The sequence below is a fragment of the Streptomyces sp. NPDC020780 genome (genome assembly GCF_044334475.1).
GTDB lineage: Bacteria > Actinomycetota > Actinomycetes > Streptomycetales > Streptomycetaceae > Streptomyces.
In genome coordinates, this window is record NZ_JBIRTB010000002.1 from 587,816 (window position 1) to 614,708 (window position 26,893).

Consider the following 26,893-nt stretch of genomic DNA (forward strand, 5'->3'; position numbering starts at 1 on the left):
GGTCACGGGCCGGACGGTGTCACCAGGTGGGGCTACTTCTTGCCGCTGTCCTTGCCGCCCTTGCCCTTGTCCTTGTCGCCTCCGGCGCCCATGGACTCGTAGATCTCCTTGCACATGGGACAGACCGGGTACTTCTTGGGGTCGCGCCCCGGGACCCAGACCTTTCCGCACAGTGCCACCACGGGAGTGCCCTCGAGGGCACTCGCCATGATCTTGTCCTTCTGGACGTAATGGGCGTAGCGCTCGTGGTCGCCGTCGCCGTTCGACACCTGTGGCGTCGGCTCTACGAGGGTGCCCGTCCCTGCCCCGCGCTCGGGCTCAAGAGTGCTCATAACTGCCAAGCGTACTGAAAGCTCCGGGCATCAGTTCAGCGAAGGGTCGTCCGGATACGTCGCGACCATCGCCAGTTCGCTGCGCTGGCGCCGCAGAACGGCGCGCCAGAGGTTCTCCGGGCGTGGCGACGACACGTCGCCGGGCTCCGACTCGACGACGTACCAGGCGCCGTCCCTGAGCTCCGTCTCCAGCTGCCCCGGCCCCCAGCCCGCGTACCCGGCGAAGATCCGCAGGGAGCCGAGCGCCGCGGCCAGCAGTTCCGGAGGTGCCTCCAGGTCCACCAGGCCGATCGCCCCGTGCACCCGGCGCCAGCCCGGAGGACCCTCGCCCCCGGGGATGACCGCGACGCCCAGGGCCGAGTCGAGCGAGACGGGACCGCCCTGGAAGACCACGTCGGGCTCGCCGGTCAGGCCGGCCCAGGACGCGAGGATGTCACCGACGCCCACCGGGGTCGGGCGGTTCAGGACGACGCCGAGCGAGCCCTCCTCGTCATGGTCGAGGAGCAGCACCACGGCACGGTCGAAGTTCGGATCCGCCAGGGCGGGTGTGGCCACGAGCAGCCGCCCTGTGAGCGAGGACACCTCGGTCATGGCAGAGATGATCCCGCATGTCCGCCCTCCGCGGGAACCGGACGGCCCACCCGGTCACGGCTCGCGCCCGCGCGCAGCTCAGGACGCCCGAGCCGCCGCACGGGCGCACGGGGGACCCGGGGAGGGGTGCCCCGGCACCGGCCACCCGGACGGTGACCCTCCGCAAGAGGGCCGGAGCAGAGCGTGTTGTGGCGGATCCATGACGTTCGCACACCCCCCTGTGACTTACGGAAGGGGGGTGGGGGCCCATTACCCTCTTCGGAGGCCCCCTGCCCGACCACTTCGGAACGCGAGATACATGACCGGCACAGACGATGTCCTGCTTGTCCACGGCGGCACCCCGCTGGAGGGCGAGATCCGCGTCCGAGGCGCCAAGAACCTGGTGCCGAAGGCGATGGTCGCCGCGCTGCTCGGCAGCGGGCCCAGCCGGCTCCGCAACGTGCCCGACATCCGCGATGTGCGGGTGGTCCGGGGGCTGCTGCAGCTGCACGGCGTGACCGTACGCCCGGGTGACGAGCCGGGCGAACTCATCCTCGACCCGTCGCACGTCGAGAGCGCGAACGTCGCCGACATCGACGCGCACGCGGGCTCCTCGCGCATCCCGATCCTCTTCTGCGGTCCTCTGCTGCACCGCCTGGGCCACGCCTTCATCCCCGGGCTGGGCGGCTGCGACATCGGCGGCCGGCCGATCGACTTCCACTTCGAGGTGCTGCGCCAGTTCGGCGCGGTCATCGAGAAGCGGGCCGACGGCCAGTACCTGGAGGCCCCGCAGCGCCTGCGCGGTACGAAGATCAGGCTGCCGTACCCGTCGGTCGGCTCCACCGAGCAGGTGCTGCTGACCGCCGTCCTCGCCGAGGGCGTCACCGAGCTGTCCAACGCGGCCGTCGAGCCGGAGATCGAGGACCTCATCTGCGTACTGCAGAAGATGGGCGCGATCATCTCGATGGACACCGACCGGACCATCCGGATCACCGGCGTCGACCAGCTCGACGGGTACACGCACCGGGCGATCCCGGACCGGCTGGAGGCCGCCTCCTGGGCGTCCGCCGCGCTGGCCACCGAGGGCAACATCTACGTGCGCGGTGCCCAGCAGCGCTCGATGATGACCTTCCTCAACACCTATCGGCGGGTCGGTGGCGCCTTCGAGATCGACGACGAGGGCATCCGCTTCTGGCACCCGGGGGGCGCGCTGAACGCCATCGCCCTGGAGACGGACGTCCACCCCGGATTCCAGACCGACTGGCAGCAGCCGCTGGTGGTGGCCCTGACGCAGGCCGCGGGCCTCTCCATCGTCCACGAGACGGTGTACGAGTCCCGGCTCGGCTTCACTTCGGCGCTCAACCAGATGGGCGCGCACATCCAGCTCTACCGCGAGTGCCTCGGGGGCTCCGACTGCCGCTTCGGCCAACGGAACTTCCTGCACTCCGCGGTCGTGTCCGGGCCCACGCGGCTCCAGGGCGCCGACCTGGTCATCCCGGACCTCCGGGGCGGTTTCTCGTACCTGATCGCCGCGCTGGCGGCCCAGGGCACATCTCGGGTGCACGGCATCGACCTGATCAACCGGGGCTACGAGAACTTCATGGACAAGCTCGAGAGGCTCGGCGCCAAGGTCGAGCTCCCCGGCGGATCGCTCGTCTGACCCCGCGCCGGACACGCTCCGGCGTACGCACAGTGCTGCCGCACACAGCATTGCGCGCCCCCGCACCGCAGCCCGCTGCCCCGGCCCCGTCCATGGGACCGGGGCAGCGGGCTGTGGCGCGCGGGGACGGCCCTGCGGGCTCCGGGAACGGCCGCGCGCAGGTTCCGGGACCCCGGGGCGCCTCCGGGCCCGCAGCGCCGCCCGCACGGCGGCCAGGGCCGCTTCCCGGCCCCCCCGGCGGCCACCGGCTCCCCGTCACGCGGTCCCCGGCCGCCACTTGCCCCTTGCAGCCGGCCCCCGGGTATGCCGAAGGGCGGCCGTCCGGTGAGGACGGCCGCCCTTACTGATGCCTGGGGGCCTTACTTGCCCTTGGCGGCTTCCTTGAGCTTCGAGCCCGCGGAGACCTTCACGCTGTAGCCGGCCGGGATGTTGATCGGGTCGCCGGTCTGCGGGTTACGAGCGGTGCGAGCGGCACGGTGGGTGCGCTCGAAGGTCAGGAAGCCGGGGATGGTGACCTTCTCGTCGCCCTTGGCGACGATCTCGCCGACGGTCTCGGCGAGGGCGGCCAGAACGGCGTCGGCGTCCTTGCGGGTCACCTCGGCACGGTCGGCCAGGGCGGCCACCAGCTCACTGCGGTTCATGTTGTTACTCCCGTGTTCTTCTTGCCTGTGAGGCGTGAGATCGAAGCCGATGCTGCCAGGGCCCTCTGACAGTCCCCGGACCCGGGTCTGATGTCAGACCCTCGCGCCCGAATACGCATCCTGCCCCCACCTGCGGCGCTAACGCCAATCCGGAACCCCCGGACGCCACACGAAAAGCGCCACCGAGTGCCCGTGGTGACGTTCCGTCGACTCCTTGGAGCGGTCCGCAGCGGATGCCGGGCCTGTGGGGCTCGCTGCCCGCCCACCCTAAAGGGGCGTTTGGGACGCCGCGACCCACGACGCGCCGTACGGGCCCCGGACGTGAGGCAGGACACCGCCCGCCAGGACCGTGACCGGCCTCCGCACACGGGGCGCGCCGGGGCGCCCCCCGGTCCCTGCGAACCGGCCACGGCGCCGCACGCGGCACGTCGCGGGATGCCGCGCACCGGATTACCCACCCACGGCGGGGCGGGGCCGCAGCGGCCCGTCCGCGCCCACCCGGGGACGGGGACGGGTGTCGGCCAGCCCGGAGGGACGTCAGGCCGCGGAACGGACGTCAGGCCGGGTCGGGGGCCGCCTCGGCCACTCCGGCCGCCTTGGCGGCCTCGCGGACCGCTCCGGCGACCGCTCCCGCGACCTTGTCGTTGAAGACCGAGGGGATGATGTAGTTCGCGTTGACCTCGTCCTCGGCGACGACACCGGCGAGGGCACGCGCGGCGGCGAGCATCATCTCCGTGTTGACGGTGCGGGACTGAGCGTCCAGCAGGCCGCGGAAGACGCCCGGGAAGACCAGCACGTTGTTGATCTGGTTCGGGAAGTCGGAGCGGCCCGTGGCCACAACTGCCGCCGTCTCCCTGGCGATTGCCGGGTCGACCTCGGGGTCCGGATTCGCGAGAGCGAACACGATCGCACCCTCGGCCATCGCCGCGACGTCGTCACCGTTCAGGACGTTGGGGGCGGAGACGCCGATGAAGACGTCGGCACCGACGACGGCCTCCTTGAGGGTGCCGGTGACACCCTCCGGGTTCGTGTTGTCGGCGATCCAGCGCAGCGGCGAGTCGGGGTCGGCGGAGACGAGGTCCTCACGGCCCGCGTGCACCACACCGTGGATGTCGGCGACGACCGCGTGCTTGACGCCCGCCGCGATGAGGAGTTTCAGGATGGCCGTACCGGCCGCGCCGGCACCGGACATGACGACCCGGACGTCGCCGACGGACTTGCCGACCACGCGCAGCGCGTTGGTCAGCGCGGCCAGGACCACGATCGCCGTACCGTGCTGGTCGTCGTGGAAGACGGGGATGTCCAGGGCCTCGCGCAGCCGCGCCTCGATCTCGAAGCAGCGGGGGGCGGAGATGTCCTCGAGGTTGATGCCGGCGAACCCGGGGGCGATCGCCTTGACGATCTCGACGATGGCGTCGGTGTCCTGCGTGTCCAGGCAGAGCGGCCAGGCGTCGATGCCCGCGAAGCGCTTGAACAGGGCGGCCTTGCCCTCCATGACGGGGAGGGCGGCCTTGGGGCCGATGTTGCCGAGGCCGAGCACCGCGGACCCGTCCGTGACCACGGCCACGGAGTTGCGCTTGATGGTCAGCCGGCGGGCGTCCTCCGGGTTCTCGGCGATCGCCATGCAGACCCGGGCCACACCCGGGGTGTAGATCATCGAGAGGTCGTCGCGGTTGCGGATGGGGTGCTTGGACGCCATCTCGATCTTGCCGCCGAGGTGCATCAGGAACGTACGGTCGGAGACCTTGCCGAGGACGACGCCCTCGATGCCGCGCAGTCCCTCGACGATCTCGTCCGCGTGCGAGGTGGACGAAGCCGCGATGGTGACGTCGATCCGCAGCTTCTCGTGGCCGGAAGCGGTCACGTCGAGGCCGGTGACCGAGCCGCCGGAGGACTCCACGGCCGTGGTGAGCTGGGAGACCGCTGTGCCACTCGCGGGCACCTCCAGCCTGACCGTCATCGAGTACGAGACGCTGGGCGCCGTTGCCATGGCCAGTCCTTCGCTTTCCTGAGCTTCATTGCCTGCGCGCAGTGGGGCTTACCCGTACGCGCGTTCCGAATCGTCGCACCTACCGGCCGGTAGCCGGTAATGACTGCCGCTTTTCGGAAAGTTTCTTCCACCATACGAGAAGTGGCCTCCCCAGGGAACCCTGGGGAGGCGCCGTACACGCAACAGACCCGCGCCACCCTCAGGTGACGCGGGTCTGTCTTCTTCACTCAGGTGGCACCGGCCCGCCATGCTCGCCTCGCGGCAAGTGGTCGCTCGTAGCGACGAAGGTTGGGCCCGGGGGCTTGGATCGAGCCGGTGCCTCCACCAGGCTAACAAAGACCCCGGAAAAGTGATTCCCCCGCGACGCGTCGAGCCGGTGACGAGCCTCCGGCCGCTCCCTCGTACGGGTCCTCGCCACCGCCCGTCCCGCGGTTCCTCCCCTGCCCCTCCCTCAGTCCCTCAGCAGGTCGGGGACACCGTTCCCGTCCGGCAGGTCGCGCTCGCCGGAGACCACGGTCAGCTGCTGCGTCGCCCGGGTGAGCGCCACGTACAGCACCCGCAGCCCCGCCGGGGACTCGTCCGCGATCTCCGCGGGCGAGACGACCACGGTGGCGTCGTACTCCAGGCCCTTCGCCTCCAGGCTGCCCAGCGCCACCACCCGCTCACCGAGTTCCTCCAGCCAGCCGCGGGCCTCGGCGCGGCGGTCCATCGCGACGACCACGCCGACGGTGCCGTCCACCTCCGCGAGGAGCCTGCGCGCCTCCTCGCGTACGGTCCCCGCGAGATCCCCGCCCCGCACCGTCTCGAAGCGCGGCTCCACCCCCGTGGAGCGGACCGCCGCCGGGGACTCCATCCCCGGCATGGCCAGGGCCAGCACCTTCGCGGCGAGCTCGGCGATCTCCGCCGGGTTGCGGTAGTTGACCGTGAGGGTGAAGTGGCGCCGGGGCCGGCTGCCGAGCGCCTCGTCACGGGCGGCGGACGCCTCGTCCGGGTCCGACCAGGAGGACTGGGCCGCGTCGCCGACGATCGTCCAGGTGGCGTGCCGGCCCCGGCGGCCGACCATGCGCCACTGCATCGGGGTCAGGTCCTGGGCCTCGTCGACGATGACGTGCGCGTACTCCGTGCGCTCCGCCGCCAGCCGCTCCGCGCGCTCCCGCTGCGTCTCCTCACGCCGGGGCATCAGCTCGTCCAGGCCGGTGAGCTGGTCCAGCGGGTCGAGTTCGCGCTTCCTCTTCGGCCGGTGCGGGGTGCCCAGCAGCGTCTGCAGTTCGTCCAGGAGCGCCACGTCGTGCACGGAGAGGGCACCCGTGCCGTCCTCGCCCAGCCGCTTCAGCGAGCGGGCGAGGCGGCGTACCTCGCCCTGGTTGAGGATCCGGCGCGCCCACCGGCCCAGCCGCCGCTCGTCGGCCATCGCGGCCAGCACCCGGCGCGGGGTGAGCTCCGGCCACCAGGCGTTCAGGAACTCCAGGAACACGGGCTCGGTGGAGACGTCCTCGTCGAACGAGGAGCGCAGCTCCGCGACGAGTTGGGGGTCGGTGTACCGGCCCCGCCCCGACGACTTGCCCCACAGGGCGTCCAGCAGCAGCTTGCGGGCGCGGGGGCGCAGCAGGTTGACGGGCGCGGTGCCCCCGAGGACGTTGTGCCGGATGCGCCGGAGCTCGTCCGCGTCCAGTTCGAGCCGGGCACCGAAGGCCACCACCCTCAGCCGGGTGGGGGTGCCCTGTCCGGCGGGAGCCTCCGCCTCGCCGAACGCCAGCTGCCCACCCTGGGCGGCGGGGCGGGGAACAGGCTGCTCCAGCGCCCCCCGGGCGGCCTTGCGCAGGACGTGCAGCATCCGGGACGAGCCCTTGATCCGGGCGACGGCGGGCTCGTCGTACGTGGTGGCCCCCTCGACGCCCGCCGCCTCGTCGGAGAGGGAGCCGACCGCACGGATCGCGACCTGGCCCTCCTCGCCGAGCGAGGGCAGCACGCCTTCGGTGTAGGCGACCAGGAGCGGGGTCGGGGAGACGACGAGGATGCCGCCCGCGTACCGGCGCCGGTCCTGGTAGAGCAGGTACGCGGCCCGGTGCAGGGCGACCGCCGTCTTACCGGTGCCCGGTCCGCCGGACACCTCCGTGACGGAGGCCGCGGGGGCGCGGATCACCATGTCCTGTTCCGCCTGGATGGAGGAGACGATGTCGCGCATGGTGTGGCTGCGGGCCTGGCCCAGGGCGGCCATCAGGGCGCCGTCGCCGATGACGGGCAGGGTCTCGCCGCCCAGGAACGCGGTGAGCTCCGGACGCATCAGGTCGTCCTCCACCCCGAGGACCTTGCGGCCCTTGGAGCGGATGACCCGCCTGCGCACGACCCTGCCCGGGTCCTTGGGCGTCGACCGGTAGAACGGCGCCGCGGCCGGGGCCCGCCAGTCGATCACCAGCGGCGCGTAGTCGGCGTCGAGGACTCCTATGCGGCCGATGTGGAGCGTCTCGGCGATGTCGGCGGTGCCGTCCTCCCGGACGGCGTCGTCGGCGGGTTCGACGGAGGTGAACGCGCCGTCCGGGCCGCGTACGCCGTCCTTGCCCGCCAGCAGGTCGATCCTCCCGAAGAGGAAGTCCTCGAACTCGCTGTTCAGCCGGTTGAGGTGGACGCCGGCACGGAAGACCTGGGCGTCCCGCTCGGCGAGCGCGCCGGGTGTGCCTACCTGGCCCCGTTTGCCGGCGTCGTGCATGAGGAATTCCGCCTCGTGGATCTTCTCCTCGAGGCGGTGGTAGACCCGGTCCAGATGTTCTTGCTCGACACCGGTCTCCCGGTCCCGCAACGAATCGACAGCGGCATCCTGCGCGGCCACCGAGGCCCCCTTCTGACGTGCATCGGGCAGCCGTCAACCCTACGCGACAGGGGGCTCCCCCGCGCACCCGCGACCCGGTTCATTTTCGGGTGCTCCGTCCCGCTCTGCCGGATTCGGTCGGCAACCCGCGCGTCCCTCTCCCCCGCCGCCCGGCGGAAGAGGTCCTCGCCTCGGTGCCGTGGACGTCCCCGCGGGCCCCGCCGCCCCCGACAGCACGGCAAGGCGCCGTAGCTGTCGTCGCGTGCCCACCGGGAATCGCGGGACAGCCCTTGGCAGCGGCGCGGTCCCCGCACGACGGCCGCCGCCGTTCAGCGCTGCGGCGGGCCGTCGTGCAGGATCCTCTGGAACAAGCGGTGGTCCGCCCACGCGCCGTTGATGTGCAGGTAGCGCGGCGCCGTCCCGATGAGCTCGAAGCCCGACTTGGCCAGCACCCGCTGCGAGGCGGCGTTGTCGACCACCGTGCCCGCCTCGATCCGGTGCAGCCCGAGGGTCTCGCGCGCCACCTCGCAGACCCGGCCGACGGCTGCCGTCGCCAGGCCCCGCCCCGCCAGGCCGACATCGACCCAGTAGCCGAGCCGGGCGTTGCGGAACGGCCCGCGCTCGATGGACGCGAGCGTCATCGCGCCCACGACCCGGTCCTCCTCGTCGGCCAGTACCCAGGGCATCGCGCGCCCCGCGTCCCGGTCCGCGAGCAGTCCGGACAGGCGCTGCGCCTGGCCCTCGGGAGTGTAGAAGGCCTCGGGCCGCACGGGCTCCCAACGGCGCATGTAGGCACGGCTGCGGGTCAGCGCCTCGGCAAAGGACGCGGCGTCGCCGAGCACCGCGGGCCTCAGCCGGACGCCGGCGGCCAGGAGGTGGATGTCGTCGGTCATCCCCGCACGGTAACCGGCCCGGACGGCGAGCGGCGTACGGGCCCAGGAGCCGGCGTACGCGCCTCAGGCGCCCGCGTACTTGGTGTCGGCCGAGGGGTCCAGCGCCAGCCGGTAGCCGCGCTTGACGACGGTCTGGATCAGCCGCGGCGCCCCGAGCGACGAGCGCAGCCGGGCCATCGCCGTCTCCACCGCGTGCTCGTCCGTCCCGCTGCCCGGCAGCGCCCGCAGCAGGTCGGCGCGGGAGACGACCCAGCCCGGCCGGCGGGCGAGCGTGTGCAGCAGGGCCATGCCGGCGGGCGGTACCGGGCGCAGCGCACCGTCGACGAGGACGGCGTGGCCCCTGATCTCGACCCGGTGTCCGGCGACCGGCAGCGTGCGGGCCCGGGCGGGCAGCCGGGCGCAGAGCAGCTGGACGAGCGGGCCGAGGCGGAAGCGTTCCGGCTGGACGGTGTCGATGCCCCGCGCCTGCAGCGGCAGGGCGGTGACCGGACCCACACATGCCGCGAGGACGTCATGGCCCAGGGCGGACAGCACGTCGGAGAGCATGCCCCGGGCCTCGGCCCGGTTCAGGTAGGACGCGGCGGCGGGGGCGCTGGTGAAGGTGAGGGCGTCGAGGCCGCGGGCGACGGTGACGTCCAGCATGCGGTCGAGGGGGGCGATGTCCTCCGGGGCCATCCACCGGTAGACGGGTACGCCGACGACCTCGGCGCCCGCCGCACGGAGCGCCTCCACGAAGCCGGGCAGGGGCTCGCCGTGCAGCTGGAGGGCGACCCGGCGGCCCGAGACTCCCTCGTCCAGCAGCCGGTCCAGCACTTCGGCCATCGATTCGGAGGCGGGCGACCACGCCTCGGTGAGGCCGGCGGCCCGGATGGCGCCCTTGACCTTGGGGCCCCGGGCGAGCAGTTCGACGCCGCGCAGCAGGTCCAGGAGCGCCTCGCCGACGCCCCAGCCGTCCGCGGCCTCCACCCAGCCCCGGAAGCCGATGGCGGTGGTGGCGACGACGACATCGGGTGCGTCGCCGATCAGTTCCTGGGTGGCGGCCAGGAGTTCGCTGTCGTCCGCGAGGGGCACGATCCGCAGCGCGGGCGCGTGCAGGACGGCGGCGCCCCTGCGCGTGAGGAGCGTCCCGAGCTCCTCGGCGCGACGGGCGGCGGTCACCCCGACCGTGAAGCCCGCGAGGGGCCCGTGCTGTGCGTCGTCGTCGTGCATGGCGTGATACCCGGCTCTCGTCCCGCTGTGCTCGATGGTGCGGAGGACCGAGCCTGCCAACCCTGCGTGACAGGCTCGGTTCGCTTGCGTTTCCCGCCCGTTACGTCACCTGACGCCCTCTGGCCATCCTCACACCTCGGCGTAGCTGAGCTGGGGCTTCGCGGGCACCTCCGCGGTGCGCCGAAGGTATACCGCCCAGGTGAGGGCGAAGCAGACGGCGTAGAGGGCGAGGAAGGCCCAGAAGGCGGCCGTGCCGGCGCCCGAGGTCGCGAAGGACTGCCGGAACGCGAGGTTGATCGCGAGGCCGCCCAGCGCCCCGACGGCGCCGATGAGCCCCATGGCCGCACCGGAGAGGCGCCGGCCGTAGGCAGCCGCCTCCTCGCCCCGCAGTCCCTTGGCGACCCCCTGGGCGTGGAAGATGCCCGGGATCATCTTGAACGTCGAGCCGTTGCCCAGTCCCGTGAGCACGAACAGCGCGATGAAGCCGACGAGGAAGAGGGCCAGCGACTCGGTGCCGGAGGCGTGGACGACGACACCGGTCGCCGCCGCCATCGCCGCGAAGGTCCACAGGGTGATGCGGGCGCCGCCGTACCGGTCGGCCAGCCGGCCGCCCAGGGGGCGGATCAGGGAGCCGAGCAGCGGGCCGACGAAGGTCAGCGAGGCGGCCTGCAGCGGGGTCCGGCCGAACTGGGTCTGCAGGACCAGGCCGAAGGCGAAGCTGTATCCGATGAACGAGCCGAAGGTGCCGGTGTAGAGCACCGACATGATCCAGGTGTGCGGATCGCGTACGGCCTGGAGAGCGGCCCCCGTGTCGTTCCGCACGGGCCTGAGGTTGTCCATGCGGAAGGCGGCGCAGACCGCGGCGACGACGATGAGGGGCACGTACACGCCGAGCACGATCCGCGGATGCGCCGCGCCCGCCGTGCCGATCACCAGCAGGCCGACGAGCTGCACGACCGGTACGCCGATGTTGCCGCCGCCCGCGTTGAGGCCGAGCGCCCAGCCCTTCTCGCGGAGCGGGAAGAAGGCGTTGATGTTCGTCATCGAGGAGGCGAAGTTGCCGCCGCCGATGCCGGTGAGCCCGGCGACGACGAGGAAGGTCGTGTACGAGGTCCCGGGCTCCATGACCACGAAGGCGGCGACGGTCGGCACCAGCAGCGACAGCGCGCTGAAGATCGTCCAGTTGCGCCCGCCGAACAGGGCTACGGCGAAGGTGTAGGGCACCCGGACGACGGCCCCTACCAGCGTGGCCGTGGAGATCAGGAAGAACTTCCCGGCCGGGTCGATGCCGTACTCCGGTCCCATGAACAGGACCATGACGGACCACAGGGACCACACGGAGAAGCCGATGTGCTCCGAGAGCACCGAGAACCACAGGTTCCGCCGGGCGACCCGCTCGCCCGTCTCACGCCAGAAGGTCTCGTCCTCCGGCTCCCACTGCTCGATCCAACGACCGGCCATCACGCGCCTCCACAGGGGTCGGGGTGTTGTGATCCCGACGCTAGGGAGTCCGCGTTTCGGCGCGGTGCCGCGAGGTGACCGGTGCGCAACCTTGCTCTCACTCGGCCGGCGGGGGCGCGGTGAGCCCTGCCCGCCGCACCCCTCCCGGAGGGCTCAGCGCCTGTCGGGGACCTTGACCGCCCCGTTGGGCCACAGGCGCGGCCGGCGCTTGGCGCCCACGTCCTCGACCCAGCCGAAGGCCAGGACCGCGACACCGAGCAGCGGCCAGATCAGGACGAGGACGAGGCCGTCGTACGCCCTCTCGATGTACGGGCCGAACGTGTCGCCGAACCACGGGATGTTCCAGGACTGGTCGAGGATCTGCGCGGCCGCCATCAGCAGGATGTTGTGCCAGAGGTAGATCGTCACGGCCCGGTTGTTGGCGAGGGTGACCAGGCTGTCCCAGCCGGCGAGCTTCCCGGGGAGCTGCTTCCAGGAGGGGGCGTACAGGAGCAGGATCGCGCAGAAACCGAGGGACCAGGTGGCCTGGGCGAGCGGGATCTCGTCGAGGTTCCAGCCCTCCTCGGTGAGGTGGCCGGACGCCCACCAGAGGCCGAAGCCCATGACGATCGCGGCGCAGGACACCGCCAGGTAGCGGGGGATCTCCTTGAGCAGCCCGTCGTTGTGGGCGAAGCCGAGGATCCAGCAGGACCCGAAGACGGCGAAGTCGATCAGCACCTCGCCGCCCTCGCCGGGGACCGTGACGAGCTCGGTGCCGATGACCGCCGTAAGGACGACCGGGGCCAGCAGGGTGACCCACGGCAGTCTGCGGAAGGCCTTGAGCAGGAGGGGCGAGGCGAGCACGAACCAGAGGTAGGCACGGATGTACCAGAGCGGTCCCGCCGCCTGGTCCGCCCAGGACACCTCGAGCCAGCCGCCCGCCGAGCCGCTCTCCTCGGGGTAGGGAGGGGTGCCGACCGGGAGGAGGTAGTAGCCGATCTTGACGAACCACCACAGGCCCTCGTCGCGGACGGGCTTCCAGCTGAGCGCGAACATCACCGGTACGGCGAGGAGGGAGAACGCCCACAGCGGGGGAAGCAGCCTGCGCAGCCGGCCGCGGATGACGCTCGCCGCGGGACGGGCCAGCGAGCGGGCCATCAGGGAGCCGGCCAGCGCGAACATCACGCCCATGGACGGAAAGAGCACCGTCAGCCAGGCCCAGCCGAACAGGTGGAAGCAGACGACGCGGACGAGAGCGACGGCCCGGAGCAGGTCCAGGTAGCGGTCGCGTCCCGGTTTCGCGGGGGCGGGCGCCGCGAGGGGGCCGGCGGGCGCCGGTGAGGCCGGGGCGCCCTCGGCCGGGTACGCGGCCGGGGCGGGGGGCTGCAGGGCGGTACGGGTCCGCCCCGGGAAGGCGCCGGGCAGCGCCGGGACGGGGCCGGTTCCCGGCTGCACGGCGCCCTGCGCCGGGCGGGCGCCGCCGTACGGGGTGCTGGTCTGCGGGTACGGGGCGCCGGACTGCGGGTAGCGGGTGCCGCTGGGCGGGTACGCGCTGCCCGGCCGCGGGTACGGGCCGCCACTCGTCCGGGAGGCACCGCCGCTCGCCGGGTGGGACCCGTCATGGTCCGGGTGCCCGCCGCTCGGCGGGTACGGGACGCGGGCCGCCGGGTGATCGCCGGGTGGCGCCGACGGGCTGCCGTCGTCCGGTGCCCGGGTGCCGGCCTCCCCCGGCCGGGCGCCACCGTGGCCGTCCTGCCAGGGTTCGTTCGGGTGGGTCATGCGACCGGCCTCCGGTGCCTCTCCGCGATCTTGCGGTTCTGTGTACCGCCGGGTGCCTCGACCACTCCCGTACGGCGTAGCTTCTGCCAGCGCAGACGGCCGCCGGTGAGGGCGGTGATCCAGGACTGGAGCAGTACGACGTACATGAGCTGCCGGTAGAGGACCTGCTGGAGCGGCAGGGATATCAGGTGGGTCATGCGTTCCTTGTCGAGCCGGAACGCGTAGGCGGCGCAGACGGCCTGCACCAGCAGGACGCCGAACCAGGCGGCGACCGTCTTCCCCGTCGGGCCGAAGACCAGCCCGTACAGCAGGAAGACGTCGATGAGGGGGGCCAGCAGTGGCGCCACCACCATGAACAGGGAGACGAACGGCAGGCCGACGCGCCCGAAACGGCCCGAGGGCCCCCGCTCGAAGACCGCCCCGCGGTGCTTCCAGATGGCCTGCATCGTGCCGTACGACCACCGGTAGCGCTGGGACCACAGCTGCTGCACGGACTCCGGCGCCTCGGTCCAGGCGCGGGCGTTCTCGGCGTAGACGACCTGCCAGCCGTCGCGGTGCAGGGCCATGGTGACGTCGGTGTCCTCGGCGAGGGTGTCCTCGCTCATGCCGCCGATCCGGTCCAGGGCGTCCCGGCGGAAGGCACCGACCGCACCGGGGATGGTGGGCATGCAGCCCAGCAGGTCGTACATCCGGCGGTCGAGGTTGAAGCCCATCACGTACTCGATGTGCTGCCAGGCACCGATCAGCGAGTCGCGGTTGCCCACCTTCGCGTTGCCGGCGACCGCCCCGACCCGGGGGTCGGCGAACGGCTGGACGAGCTCGCGCACGGTGGAGGGCTCGAAGACCGTGTCGCCGTCCATCATCACGACGATGTCGTGACGGGCGTGCGCTATACCGTTGTTGAGGGCTGCGGGCTTGCCCGCGTTGGCCTGCCGGACGACGCGGACGTTCGGTATCCACATCGACTCGACGATGTCGGCCGTGCCGTCCGTCGAGCCGTCGTCGATGACGATGACCTCGATCGGGTAGTCGCTGGCCACGAGCGAGCGCACGGTGGACGCGATGCACTCGCGCTCGTTGTACGCGGGCACCAGGACGGACACCGGTCGGGTGAACGGTTCGCCCCAGCGGAAGTTCCTGCGGCGCACCTTCCTGGCGTGCAGGAAGGACAGCAGCAGCATCAGGCCGAAGCGGACCATGACGAGGACCCCGATGACCGCGAGCCCGACCACGAGCACGCCGGTGACGTGCTCGGAGATGCCGACACCGTAGACGAACGCCTTGCCCTTCCAGAGCGCGAAGCCGCTGACCGGGGTGTGGGCGCTGGAGGCGCCGAGAGCCGCGGTGAGGTTGGTGAACTCGTAGCCGCGCTCCTGCATCTGCGGCAGGAACGTCCCCAGGGCGGCCACGGTCTGCGAGCGGTCGCCGCCGGAGTCGTGCATCAGGATGACGGCGCCCTCGCCGTGCTCGGGCGTGGCCTGTTCGATGATCGCCCGGACACCTGGGCGCTTCCAGTCCTCGCTGTCGGTGTCGTTCACGACGGTGAGGTAACCGCGGCTGCCGATGTACTGCGTGACCGGCCAGGACTTGTTGTCCATGGCGTCGGAGAACGAGGAGTAGGGCGGCCGGAACAGGGAGGTCCGGATGCCCGCCGCCCCGGCCAGCGCCAACTGGTTCTGGGAGAGCTCCCAGTCGATGCGGCGGGCCGACTGGAAGGAGAGGTCGGGGTGGTTGAAGGTGTGCAGCCCGACCTCGTGGCCCTCGTCGACCATGCGCCGCACGAGGCCCGGGTAGCGGGAGGCCATGGTGCCGGTCACGAAGAACACGCCGTGCGCGTGGTGTTCCTTGAGCTCGTCCAGGACGCGGGGGGTCCAGACCGGGTCCGGACCGTCGTCGAAGGTCAGGACGATCCTGTGGTCGGGTATCCGGAGCGTCTCAGCGGCCTTGCCCGGTGTACGGGCGTCGATGACCGGCCCGCCGTCGAGCACCTCGGAGGGCACCTGGGTGGTCGGAGCGGGAGGCTGCACACGGTGGTCGGCGAGGATCTCGCTGTGCACGTACCCGCGCAGCATCAGCATGGCGAGCAGGGCGACAAGGAGGAGCGACGGGAGCAGGTAGCGCATGGGGAGTCTGCGCCGAGGTGCCCGCTTCTTCCGGTGTTGCCCGACCCGCGGGGCGGGGGGTGTCATCTACTGGGCGCCTTCTCCTGGTTGCACCGGTGGGGCAGCGGGGTCCGGGAGCGCCGGCCGGCTCTCCTCGACAGGGCTCGCGGGGCCGGCCGACGGCGTGGGACTGCCGGAGGACGGGGCGGGGGCCGGGGTCTCGGGGACGGGCGCCGCGGGGGCGTCCTGCGTCCTGGGCGGAGCACTGGTCCTGGGGGCCGAGGCGGGCGCGCCGCGGCCGGCCGGGAGGAAGGCGGAGGAAGCGGCGGACGGGAGATCCGTGGGGGCTGAGGGGGAGGCGTCGGGGCCGGCGCCCGGGACCGCCTCCGCCGCGCTCCCGGTGGGGACGGGCCGTACCCCGACGTCGCCCACCTTCTGCTCCTCCTGCCCGGAGAGCGGAAGCAACGGGGCCGAGGAGTTCCCGCCGAGCACGGCGACCACCAGGGTCACGGCGTAGGCGGCGCAGATCCCGGCGAGCAGCCAGCCCAGCCGCCGGTACGTCTTGCTGCGGCGTCCGCTCTCGTCGACGAAGACGGGCCCGTCGGCAAGGTCGGGGACGCGTGGTTCAGCGGGCAGTTCGGAGAGGTGCCGGCCGAGTCCGCCCAGTTGGATCGTGACCTCGTGCGGCTCGTGGGTATGCCCGGTACGGGTACTTTCGCGCCAATTTTCCACGGGTGTTCGCTCTTCCCCCACTCAGTGAAACAGGCGCGCGGAAATGACTGGTTTCTTGCCGTCGGACGGGCCCCCACCCTGCCCTCGCGCCACGTACCACCGTGCACCGGGGCTCCGAATGTAGCGCACGACCGCCACATTCAGGACCGCGTCTCAGCGGTTGTGAAGAAACGGTGACGCATGAGTGATGCGTCGGTTTCGGGCAGCCAGGATTCAGGTGGCCTCACCATCCATCCCTCCGCGGCAGCCAGTTCGGCCGCGGCGGCCCGCAGGGCACCCAGCCCGGGATGGTCCGGTCCGGCGCGCCACACCATCATCAGGGGCGACAGGGGCACCGGGCGCACCAGGGGACGGACCACTGTGCCGGGCAGCGGCGGGAAGTCCACGACGGCCAGTACCGGATTCCCCGACTTCGCCATCACCCTCTGGAATTCGGCCACTCCCACGGCGAGCGGAGCAGGGGGAGCGAGCACGATGTCCCACTCTGCGAACAGCCGGGAGGCCAGGTCCGTCCACTCCAGGGTGCGCGTGTTACCCGCCCCCGCGTAGACGGTCTCGCCGGACAGTTCGTCCAGGGCGACGACCGGGCGGGCGGCGAGGGGGTGATCGCGCGGCAGCATGATCGCCATCGGCTCGTACCGCACCGGCTGTACGCGGAGCCGGGCGAGCACGCCCGGTTCGAGCCCGGCGGCCCTCCCGAAGGAGACGTCGAGGCGGCCGGCGAGCACCTCGCCGGCCGCGTAGGTCAGGCCGCTCTCGAAGCGGGCCATGAGCTCGCACTCGGGCGCGAGTTCACGCGCCCTGGCCAGCACCCTGGCCGCCGTCATCCCGTCGGTGTTGAGGTCGACGAGCAACGGGCGGGCGGCCGGGTCGGCGAAGGCGGCGGCGAGGTGGCCCTGCGCGTCGAGCACCCGCCGCGCGTACGGGAGGAGCCTCTCCCCGTCCGGCGTGAGGGACACCTGGCGGGTGGTACGTACGAACAGTTCCCTGCCCAGCTCGCGCTCCAGCCGGCGAATGTCCCGGCTCAGCGCCTGCTGCGCGAGGTAGAGCCGGGCGGCGGCGCGGGTGAAGTGCAGTTCCTCGGCCACGGCGAGGAAGGCGCGCAGGAGCCGGGGGTCGATGTCGGAGGGTGCCATCCCGGAAATTTACAACAGGAATGCGTGAATCGGTGCGGAGCAGGTGTTGGACGGTCCGGACCCGGCGCCGTGAGAGTTGACGCGTGCCCGACGAAACTCTCGCCACCCCGCCTCCGCCGCACGAGCCCGCACCTCCCTCGTCCACGCCCGCACCCGCACCCCTTCCCGCACCCGCACCCGCACCCGGCAACCCGTACCGCCGGCTGCTCGCCACACCCGGCGCGCGCGCCTTCACCGCGGGCAACCTCCTCGCCCGGCTCCCCATGGGGATGTTCAGCGTCAGCGCCGTCATCATGATCGCCGGGGCACACGGGTCGTACGCCCTGGCGGGAGCGGTCACCGCGACCGGGCTGGCCGCGACCGCCGTGGTCGCCCCCTGGACGGCCCGGCTCGTCGACCGGTACGGCCAGGCCCGGATCGCCGTGCCCGCCACAGCCGTCGCCGCGCTCGGCTCGCTCGCCCTCGTGCTCTGCGTGTACTACGACGCCCCGGTCTGGACCCTCTTCGCCTCCTACGCGGCCACGGCCACCACGCCCAACACCGGCGGGATGTCACGGGCCCGCTGGGCACACCTGCACCAGGGCGATCCGGCCACCCTGCACACCGCGAACTCCTTCGAACAGGCCGTCGACGAGCTGTGCTTCATGCTCGGTCCCGTGCTGGCCGCCTCTCTGTGCGGGGCGCTCTTCCCCGAAGCCGGCACCCTCACCGGTGCGTTCCTCCTGATGACGGGCGTCCTGGTCTTCGCCGCCCAGCGGGCGACCGAACCCCCGGTGGCCCCCCGCGACACCCGCGCCGGCTCCCCGCTGCGGGCGCGCGGCATGCCCGCCCTGCTGACCGTCTTCCTCGCCACGGGCGCCGTCTTCGGCGCCATGGAGGTGGTCTCGATCGCCCACGCCGGGGGCGCGATCCTCGCCCTCCAGGCGGGCGGCTCCTGCGTGGCCGGACTGCTCTACGGGTCGCTGCGCCCCGCCGCGAGCGTCGAACGCAGGCTGGTGCTCTGCCTCGTGGGCATGACCGCGCTGATGTCCCTGCCCCTGGTCGCCACCTCCACCACCGGCTCCCTGCCGGTACTGGCGGGCTGCCTCCTGCTGGCGGGCGCGGCCACGGCGCCCACCATGGTCACCGGCATGACGCTGGTCCAGCGGCTCACCCCGCAGGCACAGCTCAACGAGGGCATGACACTCGCCGTCACCGCGCTCCTGGGCGGCATAGCGGCAGGCTCGGCGACGGGGGGCTGGCTGGTGGAACACGCGGGTACGGTCACGGGTTACGCGGCACCGCTGTGCGCGGCGGCCCTGGCCCTGGTCATCGCGGCGGTGCCGTTCGCGGCACGGCGCCGGCCCGCACCGGGCGAGAAGGACGGTGTATGAGCCCCCTCGCACCTTCCTGGCCGCGTTCGACCCGGCGGCGGCCCCCCACGGATACGCGGAGGCACCCGCGCCGGTGGCCGCCCCCTGAAGAGCGCCGGGACGTGAAAAAGCCTTCGCCCCGCGAGTGAACTCGCGGGGCGGAGGCTTACATGGGGTGGTGGAGATGGCGGGAATCGAACCCGCGTCCAACGGTGCAGAACCAGGGCTTCTCCGAGTGCAGTCCGCTGCGCTTTTCTCGGCCCCGGAGGTCACGCGAACAAGCCTCCGACAGGCCCAGTCACTGTTTGATTTCCTTCTGGGCCCCGTGACCGGGCTCAGAAGTTTAGATCCCTGAATGATGCCAGGATCCGGGTCGGGATCACCCCCGGGCTGACACTCCGCAGAGTCTTCGCTTAGCTGCTAATTAGGCAGCGAGGGCGAAGGCGGAGGAATCGCGCTTGGAATTGGCGATTATTGGTTGCGACATATGGTTTACGAGATCATTGCCGCTTCCTCGACTCGCTTCCCCTGCTTCGACATCCGCTGTCGAAACCGATCATCCCCATGTTGATTTTTCAAACGTGCACCTTCTGCGAGGCGCACGGCCCATCGTACGTGACCAACGCGCACGGATGCCACTGTATTCCGGCGGTCCCGCGACCAGGGCCCCGGCCACGCGCCGAGCGGACCCCGATCACGCGCTGCGCTGGCGCCGGCGGGCGGCCGAGATCGCGCGGTTCGTCTCCCGCGTGTCCTGCTTCTCGCGCAGCGTCTGCCGCTTGTCGTACTCCTTCTTGCCCTTGGCGAGCGCGATCTCGACCTTGACCCGGCCCTCCCTGAAGTACAGGGCCAGCGGCACGATCGTGTGGCCGCTCTCCTGCGACTTGGAGGCCAGCTTGTCGATCTCGGCCCGGTGCAGCAGCAGCTTGCGCTTGCGCTTGGCCGCATGGTTGGTCCAGGTCCCCTGCACGTACTCGGGGACGTGGATGTTGTGCAGCCACGCCTCACCGTCGTCGATCTGGACGAAGCCGTCGACCAGCGAGGCCCTGCCCATCCGCAGCGACTTGACCTCCGTGCCCATGAGCACGAGGCCGCACTCGTAGGTGTCGAGGATGTGGTAGTCGTGCCGCGCCTTCTTGTTCTGCGCGATCATCTTGCGCCCGGTGTCTTTTTCCTTGGCCATAGTGCGGTCATTTTCGCACTACGACCCACCCCCGAGGCCACTCAATACCGTCTCGGCCCGCTTCTGGGCCTCCCGGCCCGCCCCGACGTCCGGTGTGATGCCGTGCCCCTCGACGCTCCGGCCCGCCGGGGTGCGGTACTGCCCGACGGTCAGCTCGGCCACCGAGCCGTCCGGTAGCTCGCTGGGCATCTGCACGGCCCCCTTGCCGAAGGTGCGCGAGCCGACGGTCACGGCCCTCCCCCGGTCCTGCAGGGCGCCGGTGAGCAGCTCGGCGGCGCTCATCGTGCCACCGTCCACCAGGACGACCACGGGCCGCTCGGTGTCCCCTCCGGCCTCGGCGTACAGGGCCTGCTCCTCGCCGTGCACGTCGTACGTGGCGACCAGGCCGCCGTCCAGGAAGGCCGAGGAGGCGGTGACGGCCTCGGTGACCAGGCCGCCGGAGTTGGCCCGGAGGTCCAGGAGGATGCCCGCCTGCTCGGGGGCCGCCTCCACGGCGTCGCGTACCGCGGTGCCCGCGCCCTTGGTGAAGGCGGCGACCTTGACCAGTACGGCGGAGGACGGGCCACCGCCCAGCCGCCGGACGCTCACCGGCTCGGTGGTCAGCCTGGCCCGCCGCAGGGAATCGGTCCAGGAGTGCCCACCGCGCCTCAGCCCCAGGACGACGGACGTGCCCTCGGCGGCTTCCGTCCGGTCGCCGCGCAGCAGGGCGACCACCTCGGAGACGGGGCGCCCGCCCACCGGCCTGCCGTCGACCGTGCGCAGCTGGTCCCCCGGGCGTATCCCCGCCCGGTCCGCGGGACCACCGGACTGGACGCCGCTGACGGTCACCGCTCCGTCCGCGGTGCGGCGCGCGGAGACCCCGACCCCGGTGTACGAGCCGTCGAGGGCCCGCTCGAACTCCTCGTACTCCCGCTCGTCGTAGACCGCGCCCCAGCGGTCCCCGCTGCGGCTGACGACCTCCTCCGCGGCGTCCGCGCCGGACTTCCCGTCGGCCGCGGCGGCCGCGGCCGCGGCCGCGGCCGCGATCTCCCGGCGGTCCACGGGACCCCCGGACCCCGCGGAATCCACGGAATCCACGGTGGAGGAGACGGAACGGGCCTTTATCTCCGTGCCCGTGTCGTCCTCGTGGGGCAGGGACCCGGTCGCCGCGCCGGCGGCGAGCACGCTCGCGAAGACCAGTGTCAGCGCCGCCCCGCGGCGGACGCCGCGGGGCACCAAGGGATTCGTGAGGCCCGGCATGGCGCCGAGTCTAGGACAACGCCCCTGCTGCGCACGGTTCGTCGGCCGCACGCCGCACGGGGCGATCGTCACACCTTGAGGTACTTGCGCAAGGCGAAGAGAGCGGCAACAGCGGGCATCAGCAGCCCGATCGCGAGCACCAGTGGGAGCTTGGTGAGCACGGCGTCCCAGCCGATGAAGTCGATCAGGTTGAGCTTCTCCTGGAGCGCGAGACCGCCGTCGATGAGGAAGTACCGGCCGGCGAGCAGGATCACGCAGGCGAGCAGTCCGCCGATGAGCCCGGCGAAGGCCGCCTCCATGATGAACGGCATCTGGATGTAGAAGCCGGACGCCCCCACCAGCCGCATGATGCCGGTCTCGCGTCTACGGCTGAACGCCGAGACGCGCACGGTGTTCACGATGAGCATCAGCGCGATGATCAGCATCAGCCCCATCAGGAAGATCGCGGCGACGTTCATGCCGTTCATCAGCTCGAAGAGGTTGTCCAGGATGCTCCGCTGGTCCTGGACGGACTGCACCCCGTCACGGCCCGCGAAGGCCGTCGCGACGACCTTGTACTTCTGCGGGTCCTTGAGCTTGACCCGGAACGACTCCTGCATCTGGTCCGGCGTGATGCTGCCGGCCATCGGCGAGTCGCCGAACTCCTCCTGATAGTGCTTGTACGCCTCGTCGACCGTCTCGAAGAGGACCGGCTTCTGGACCGCGTCCATCTTCTCGAGGTCGGCCTTGATCTCCTTCTTCTGGTCCGCGGTGACGGCGCCCTTGGCGCACTTGGGCACGTCCTTGGCGTCGTTCTTGTTGCAGAGGAAGATCGAGACGTTGACCTTGTCGTACCAGTAGGTCTTCATCGAGCCGACCTGCTCGCGCAGCAGCAGGGCGCCGCCGAACAGGGCGAGCGAGAGGGCGACGGAGACCACGACCGCGAAGGTCATCGTGAGGTTGCGGCGGAGACCGACGCCGATCTCCGACAGGACGAACTGGGCGCGCATGGCGTCCTTTCAGTACTCGATGCTCGTGCAGGTGCGTGACGGGGCGAGGCCCTTGCCGGGCGTGTTCCGGAACGCGCCCGGGCGGGACGTACGGGACAGCCCTCAGTGCTGGTAGCCGTAGACGCCGCGCGCCTGGTCGCGGACGAGACGGCCCTGCTCGAGCTCGATGACGCGCTTGCGCATCTGGTCGACGATGTTCTGATCGTGGGTCGCCATGATCACGGTGGTGCCGGTCCGGTTGATCCGGTCCAGCAGCTTCATGATGCCCACGGAGGTCTGCGGGTCGAGGTTGCCCGTCGGCTCGTCGGCGATCAGCAGCATCGGGCGGTTGACGAACGCCCGCGCGATGGCGACGCGTTGCTGCTCACCACCGGAGAGCTCGCCGGGCATGCGGTCCTCCTTGCCCCCGAGGCCGACGAGGTCGAGGACCTGCGGCACGGCCTTGCGGATCTCGCCGCGGGGCTTGCCGATGACCTCCTGCGCGAAGGCCACGTTCTCGGCGACGGTCTTGTTGGGCAGGAGGCGGAAGTCCTGGAAGACCGTGCCCAGCTGGCGGCGCATCTGCGGCACCTTCCAGTTGGACAGGCGCGCGAGGTCCTTGCCCAGCACGTGGACCATGCCCTGGCTGGCGCGCTCCTCGCGGAGGATGAGCCTCATGAAGGTGGACTTGCCGGAGCCGGAGGAGCCCACCAGGAAGACGAACTCGCCCTTCTCGATGTCGAGTGAGACGTCCCGGAGAGCTGGACGGCTCTGCTTCGGGTAGGTCTTGGAGACGTTGTCGAATCGGATCACGGATGCACCACGGTCGGCCGGGAGTAGGTGTGCGTGACCATACGCGAACCGGGCTGAGGCGTGCAGTCGGCGTCCCTCAATGAGGGTTTTGTGGCGGAACGCGGCAGGGAACGAAACGGGGCGTGCCGGACCCTGGCCTGCGGGCCGCGCCGAAATCCGCGCGAGCTGGCACAGTGGAAGGGGGAACGGTCGCGTTTCCCTGAGCGTTGTGCGGAGAGAACGTGAACGCGGCTCCGCCGCGCAGTGAGGAGGAAGCGCATGACCTACGACCGACTGGTGTGCGCGAACTGCGCGGCGCCCGTGAGTGAGGGACGCTGCCGCGTCTGCCGGGCGAGCCGGGAGCGGATGCAGGAGCAGGGTCCGTTCTCCGGGCTGAATCCGGCCATGCTGATCGCGCTGATGGTGATCCTGGTGGCCGCGCTGGCCCTGCTGGCGCACCAGGTCTGAGCAGGAGGCCCCGTGCGGGCGTGTACGGCCGCAGGAGCGGTCCGGGCGCCGCGGGTGTACGGAAAGGGCCAGGGAGAGGCTGAGCGCCCTCCCTGGCCCTTCATCGTGCGCGTACGGGTCTAGGCGACCGTACGACCGCCGCCCGCCAGACGCGGCAGGATGCGGAAGCCGATACCGCCCGCGATCATCGTCGCGGCGCCGACCAGCAGGAACGTGGTCTCGGCCGCACCGGTCTCGGCGAGCTCGTCCTTGCCCTTGCTCTGCTCGGCCGGCTGGTTGCCGACACTGTCGGTGTCGGTGTTGTCGGCGCACGCGGCGCCGTCCAGGTCGACGGTGCAGGTGCCGGTCTCGCCGGTGGTGGCCGAGCCGGTGGTGGCCGAGCCGGTGGTGGCCGAGCCGGTGGTGGACGAGCCGGTGGTGGACCCGGTGTCACCGCCGGTCACCCCGCCCTGGTCACCGGCACCACCCTGGTCGCCCGCACCACCCTGGTCACCGGCACCACCCTGGTCGCCCGCACCACCCTGGTCACCGGCACCACCCTGGTCGCCCGCACCACCCTGGTCGCCCGCACCACCCTCGGCGCCGGCGTCCACTCCGCCGAGCAGGCCACCGATAACCTCGGGCTCACCGTCGGTCGTGGTGGTGGTGCTCGTAACACTCTCTTCGGTGAGGTAACCGGCAGCCTGCGCCGCACCGGTGACAGTGAGCGAGGCGCCCGCGGCGACAACCGCACCAGCGGCTATCCGCGCAATGCGAACTCGCGTCTTCTTGGTCATCTGTTGCTACCCCCAGTAGCCGATCTCGTCGATGGAGCAGCCATATGCGGTCCACGGCCTTGCGAGGTCGCGGTCTCCGCGGGGCCACGTCGTACCGTGGTCATCCCGCCCCGCCCCCGTCACACCTGTCCCAGACATACGCGTGCTGCCCTAGCACCCTGTCCAGAGTCAAGGACTACGTCAAGGCCGTTCCGAGGCATAAGCGGCGCTATGGGGGTTCTTGACGGGCAATCGGACGCACGACTGTGACTCATTCGCCACACTGACCGCCCCAACTCCCCGGGAACGGACGGGAGAACGCGCCGGGCCCGGACAGGATTCCCCTGCCCGGGCCCGGCCGCCGTACGCGTACGGTTACTTCTCGCTCTGCTTGCGCCAGCGGATGCCCGCCTCGATGAAGCCGTCGATCTCGCCGTTGAAGACCGCTTCCGGATTGCCCATCTCGAACTCCGTACGCAGGTCCTTGACCATCTGGTACGGGTGCAGGACGTACGACCGCATCTGGTTGCCCCAGGAGTTGCCGCCGTCGCCCTTGAGGGCGTTCATCTTCGCCTGCTCCTCCTGGCGGCGGCGCTCGAGCAGCTTCGCCTGGAGGACGTTCATCGCGGACGCCTTGTTCTGGATCTGCGAGCGCTCGTTCTGGCAGGAGACGACGATGCCCGTGGGCAGGTGGGTCAGACGCACCGCGGAGTCCGTGGTGTTGACACCCTGGCCGCCGGGACCCGAGGAGCGGTACACGTCGACGCGCAGCTCGGACTCGTCGATCTCGATGTGGTCGGTCTGCTCGACCACCGGGAGGACCTCGACACCCGCGAAGGACGTCTGGCGGCGGCCCTGGTTGTCGAAGGGGGAGATCCGGACGAGCCGGTGGGTGCCCTGCTCCACGGAGAGGGTGCCGTAGGCGTACGGGACCTCGACGGCGAAGGTGGTCGACTTGATGCCGGCCTCCTCGGCGTACGCCGTCTCGTAGACCTCGGTCTTGTAGCCGTGCCTCTCGGCCCAGCGGACGTACATGCGCTGCAGCTTCTCGGCGAAGTCCGCGGCGTCGACGCCGCCGGCCTCGGCGCGGATCGTGACCAGCGCCTCACGCGAGTCGTACTCGCCCGAGAGGAGGGTGCGGACCTCCATCTCGTCCAGCGCCTTCCTGACCGACTCGAGCTCGGCCTCCGCCTCGCCCAGCGCCTCGGCGTCGCCCTCGTCCTCGGCGAGCTCGAACATGATGACGAGGTCGTCGATGCGCCCGCGCAGAGCCTCGGTCTTGCGGACCTCGGCCTGGAGGTGCGAAAGCTTGCTGGTGATCTTCTGGGCCGCCTCCGGGTCGTCCCAGAGGGACGGCGCCGCCGCCTGCTCCTCGAGCGCGGCGATCTCGGCCCTCAGGGAATCCAGGTCCAGGACGGCCTCGATCGACCCCATGGTCGAGGAGAGGGACTTCAGCTCTTCGGAAATATCGACGACTGCCACGGGTCCAGCGTAACGGCTGGACGAGTGAACCTGTCCCTCCCCCGGTGGCCCGGCCCCCGCCGGGCCGCCCTCAGGGGGCCGACGGAGCCGAATTCCCCGAGTCCTCGGGCGCCGGTCCCCCGTCGTCCCCGCTCGTGGCGAACCAGCCGCCGACACCGATCGCCGCACACAGGGCCACCGCGGCCGCACCGAGGGTGATGCGGCGCTTGCGGACGGCGGCGGACTTGTTCCGGGCCGAGCCGGGCCGGGGGCGGCCCGGGGCGCGCGGGGCCCTCGCCGTGCCGAGGGGGCCGCCCGCCAGTTCGTCGGGGGCGGGGACGCGCATGCTCGTGTGGGTGTCCCGGTTGGAGTCCGGGGCGGAGCCGGGGACCAGGGGGACGGCTCCGCGGCGGCGGGGCTGCTCCGGGTCGGGGACGTAACTCTGTTCGTCGTACGCCTGCGGTTCGGACCCGGTCTCCGGCTCGTCGACGTCGAGCGGGGGTATCCCGGCCAGGAGCGGGAGCAGCTCGCGCAGCCGGGCCGCCAGTTCAGAGGCGCGCAGCCGGGACGCCGGGGCCTTGGCCAGGCACTGGACCAGCAGCTGCCACAGCTCCTCGGGGATGCCCGGGAGCGGAACGACCGTCTCGGTGACGTGGCGGCGCAGCACCGCCCCGGGGTGTCCGCCGCCGAAGGGCGTGAAGCCGGCGAGGAGTTCGTAGAACACCGTCGCGAGGGCGTAGATGTCGACGGCGGCGCGCGGCGGTAGGCCCTCGACGATCTCGGGGGCCAGGTAGTCCGGCGTACCGATGATCTTGGTCGCCTTGGTGCGGCGCGGGGTGTCGATGAGCTTGGCGACGCCGAAGTCGGTGAGCAGGGCCGGGTGCGAGCCGCCGGGGCCGAGGGGGCCCTCCATGTCGAGCAGGATGTTCTCCGGCTTGACGTCGCGGTGCACGACTCCGGCCCGGTGGGCGGCGGCGAGGCCGTCGGCGACGTCCGCGACGATCGCGGCGGCCGCCTCGGGCGCGAGCCGGCGCTCCCGGTCGAGGCGGGTCCGCAGGTCGGTGCCCCGTACGAGGTCCATGACGAGTGCCAGGTCGTTGCCGTCCACCACGAGGTCGCGGACGGCGACGACGTGCGGATGGTCGAGACCGAGCAGCGCGGTGCGCTCCTGTACGAAACGGCCCACGAGCTCCTGGTCGGACGCGAGGTCCTCGCGGAGCAGCTTGATGGCCACCGGGCCCTCGGGCCCTTCGCCGAGCCACACCGTGCCGGCGCTGCCGCGCCCCAGGATCTGGTGGGCGGTGTACCGGCTGCCGATATTCCGTGCCAAGACTGCTCCCTCAGCGGCTGGCGTTGACCCCCCGGTCGACAAAGTTACGCGGCGA

The 26,893-nt window shown here is 71.6% G+C and carries 22 protein-coding genes and 1 other RNA gene; 3 read left to right on the forward strand and 20 right to left on the reverse strand.

Annotated features, from left to right (window positions below):
* Window positions 1–32: 32 nt before the first annotated feature.
* Both ACH4VO_RS05960 and ACH4VO_RS05965 read right to left on the reverse strand, forming a co-directional pair.
* Complete coding sequence (locus ACH4VO_RS05960) at window positions 33–332, reverse strand: DUF3039 domain-containing protein (RefSeq protein WP_014155978.1); 300 nt, start codon at window positions 330–332, stop codon at window positions 33–35.
* A 30-nt stretch (window positions 333–362) separates the two neighbouring features.
* Complete coding sequence (locus tag ACH4VO_RS05965) at window positions 363–923, reverse strand: YqgE/AlgH family protein (protein WP_360995695.1); 561 nt, start codon at window positions 921–923, stop codon at window positions 363–365.
* Between the two features lie 298 nt (window positions 924–1,221).
* Between ACH4VO_RS05965 and murA the strand changes: the two genes are divergently transcribed.
* Entirely contained in the window at window positions 1,222–2,562 is a 1,341-nt protein-coding gene (murA, locus tag ACH4VO_RS05970; RefSeq protein ID WP_360995698.1) for a UDP-N-acetylglucosamine 1-carboxyvinyltransferase, read from the forward strand.
* A 359-nt stretch (window positions 2,563–2,921) separates the two neighbouring features.
* On the opposite strand, the gene ACH4VO_RS05975 is transcribed toward murA, so the two are convergent.
* From ACH4VO_RS05975 to ACH4VO_RS06020, 10 genes are all read right to left on the reverse strand, one after another.
* Window positions 2,922–3,203, reverse strand: a complete 282-nt coding sequence (locus ACH4VO_RS05975) for an HU family DNA-binding protein (protein ID WP_003968811.1) — start codon at window positions 3,201–3,203, stop codon at window positions 2,922–2,924.
* Between the two features lie 556 nt (window positions 3,204–3,759).
* The gene (locus ACH4VO_RS05980; RefSeq protein ID WP_069173024.1) at window positions 3,760–5,193 is read right to left on the reverse strand and encodes an NAD-dependent malic enzyme; all 1,434 of its coding nucleotides are present in this window, start codon (window positions 5,191–5,193) and stop codon (window positions 3,760–3,762) included.
* A gap of 451 nt (window positions 5,194–5,644) precedes the next feature.
* A complete protein-coding gene (locus ACH4VO_RS05985) occupies window positions 5,645–8,020 on the reverse strand; it encodes a UvrD-helicase domain-containing protein (protein WP_360995702.1) in 2,376 nt (791 codons plus the stop codon).
* A 308-nt stretch (window positions 8,021–8,328) separates the two neighbouring features.
* Window positions 8,329–8,892 (reverse strand): GNAT family protein, encoded by a 564-nt coding sequence (locus ACH4VO_RS05990; protein WP_360995705.1) that lies wholly within the window; start codon window positions 8,890–8,892, stop codon window positions 8,329–8,331.
* 63 nt (window positions 8,893–8,955) lie between these two features.
* Window positions 8,956–10,101, reverse strand: a complete 1,146-nt coding sequence (locus ACH4VO_RS05995; RefSeq protein WP_360995708.1) for a uroporphyrinogen-III synthase — start codon at window positions 10,099–10,101, stop codon at window positions 8,956–8,958.
* 129 nt (window positions 10,102–10,230) lie between these two features.
* Complete coding sequence (locus ACH4VO_RS06000; protein ID WP_360995711.1) at window positions 10,231–11,562, reverse strand: nitrate/nitrite transporter; 1,332 nt, start codon at window positions 11,560–11,562, stop codon at window positions 10,231–10,233.
* 153 nt (window positions 11,563–11,715) lie between these two features.
* Entirely contained in the window at window positions 11,716–12,996 is a 1,281-nt protein-coding gene (locus tag ACH4VO_RS06005) for an acyltransferase (protein WP_398440882.1), read from the reverse strand.
* Between the two features lie 320 nt (window positions 12,997–13,316).
* Window positions 13,317–15,443, reverse strand: a complete 2,127-nt coding sequence (locus ACH4VO_RS06010) for a glycosyltransferase (protein WP_360995713.1) — start codon at window positions 15,441–15,443, stop codon at window positions 13,317–13,319.
* Between the two features lie 66 nt (window positions 15,444–15,509).
* Window positions 15,510–16,154 carry a hypothetical protein gene (locus tag ACH4VO_RS06015; protein ID WP_360995715.1) on the reverse strand — a complete coding sequence of 215 codons (645 nt, stop codon included), beginning with the start codon at window positions 16,152–16,154 and terminating at the stop codon, window positions 15,510–15,512.
* A 140-nt stretch (window positions 16,155–16,294) separates the two neighbouring features.
* On the reverse strand, window positions 16,295–17,290 hold the full coding sequence (locus ACH4VO_RS06020; protein ID WP_360995718.1) for a LysR family transcriptional regulator: 996 nt from the start codon (window positions 17,288–17,290) through the stop codon (window positions 16,295–16,297).
* Window positions 17,291–17,373: 83 nt separating this feature from the next.
* On the opposite strand from ACH4VO_RS06020, the gene ACH4VO_RS06025 reads away from it, so the two are divergent.
* A complete protein-coding gene (locus tag ACH4VO_RS06025) occupies window positions 17,374–18,663 on the forward strand; it encodes an MFS transporter (RefSeq protein ID WP_398440874.1) in 1,290 nt (429 codons plus the stop codon).
* Window positions 18,664–18,818: 155 nt separating this feature from the next.
* Here ACH4VO_RS06025 and ssrA read toward each other — a convergent pair.
* The 5 genes from ssrA to ftsE all read right to left on the reverse strand — a co-directional run bounded on the left by ssrA (window position 18,819) and on the right by ftsE (window position 22,845).
* Window positions 18,819–19,206, reverse strand: a transfer-messenger RNA (tmRNA) gene (gene ssrA, locus ACH4VO_RS06030).
* 130 nt (window positions 19,207–19,336) lie between these two features.
* A complete protein-coding gene (gene smpB, locus ACH4VO_RS06035) occupies window positions 19,337–19,825 on the reverse strand; it encodes an SsrA-binding protein SmpB (protein ID WP_360995721.1) in 489 nt (162 codons plus the stop codon).
* A gap of 18 nt (window positions 19,826–19,843) precedes the next feature.
* Entirely contained in the window at window positions 19,844–21,064 is a 1,221-nt protein-coding gene (locus tag ACH4VO_RS06040; protein WP_360995724.1) for a S41 family peptidase, read from the reverse strand.
* Between the two features lie 68 nt (window positions 21,065–21,132).
* Window positions 21,133–22,053 (reverse strand): permease-like cell division protein FtsX, encoded by a 921-nt coding sequence (ftsX, locus tag ACH4VO_RS06045; protein WP_360995727.1) that lies wholly within the window; start codon window positions 22,051–22,053, stop codon window positions 21,133–21,135.
* 102 nt (window positions 22,054–22,155) lie between these two features.
* Complete coding sequence (gene ftsE, locus ACH4VO_RS06050; protein ID WP_014046319.1) at window positions 22,156–22,845, reverse strand: cell division ATP-binding protein FtsE; 690 nt, start codon at window positions 22,843–22,845, stop codon at window positions 22,156–22,158.
* Between the two features lie 258 nt (window positions 22,846–23,103).
* Between ftsE and ACH4VO_RS06055 the strand changes: the two genes are divergently transcribed.
* A complete protein-coding gene (locus tag ACH4VO_RS06055; protein WP_069173036.1) occupies window positions 23,104–23,292 on the forward strand; it encodes a hypothetical protein in 189 nt (62 codons plus the stop codon).
* 119 nt (window positions 23,293–23,411) lie between these two features.
* On the opposite strand, the gene ACH4VO_RS06060 is transcribed toward ACH4VO_RS06055, so the two are convergent.
* The 3 genes from ACH4VO_RS06060 to ACH4VO_RS06070 all read right to left on the reverse strand — a co-directional run bounded on the left by ACH4VO_RS06060 (window position 23,412) and on the right by ACH4VO_RS06070 (window position 26,838).
* The gene (locus ACH4VO_RS06060) at window positions 23,412–24,068 is read right to left on the reverse strand and encodes an LPXTG cell wall anchor domain-containing protein (RefSeq protein ID WP_398440875.1); all 657 of its coding nucleotides are present in this window, start codon (window positions 24,066–24,068) and stop codon (window positions 23,412–23,414) included.
* Window positions 24,069–24,422: 354 nt separating this feature from the next.
* Window positions 24,423–25,529 carry a peptide chain release factor 2 gene (prfB, locus tag ACH4VO_RS06065; RefSeq protein WP_360995733.1) on the reverse strand — a complete coding sequence of 369 codons (1,107 nt, stop codon included), beginning with the start codon at window positions 25,527–25,529 and terminating at the stop codon, window positions 24,423–24,425.
* Window positions 25,530–25,599: 70 nt separating this feature from the next.
* Entirely contained in the window at window positions 25,600–26,838 is a 1,239-nt protein-coding gene (locus ACH4VO_RS06070) for a serine/threonine-protein kinase (protein ID WP_360995736.1), read from the reverse strand.
* Between the last annotated feature and the right edge of the window lie 55 nt (window positions 26,839–26,893).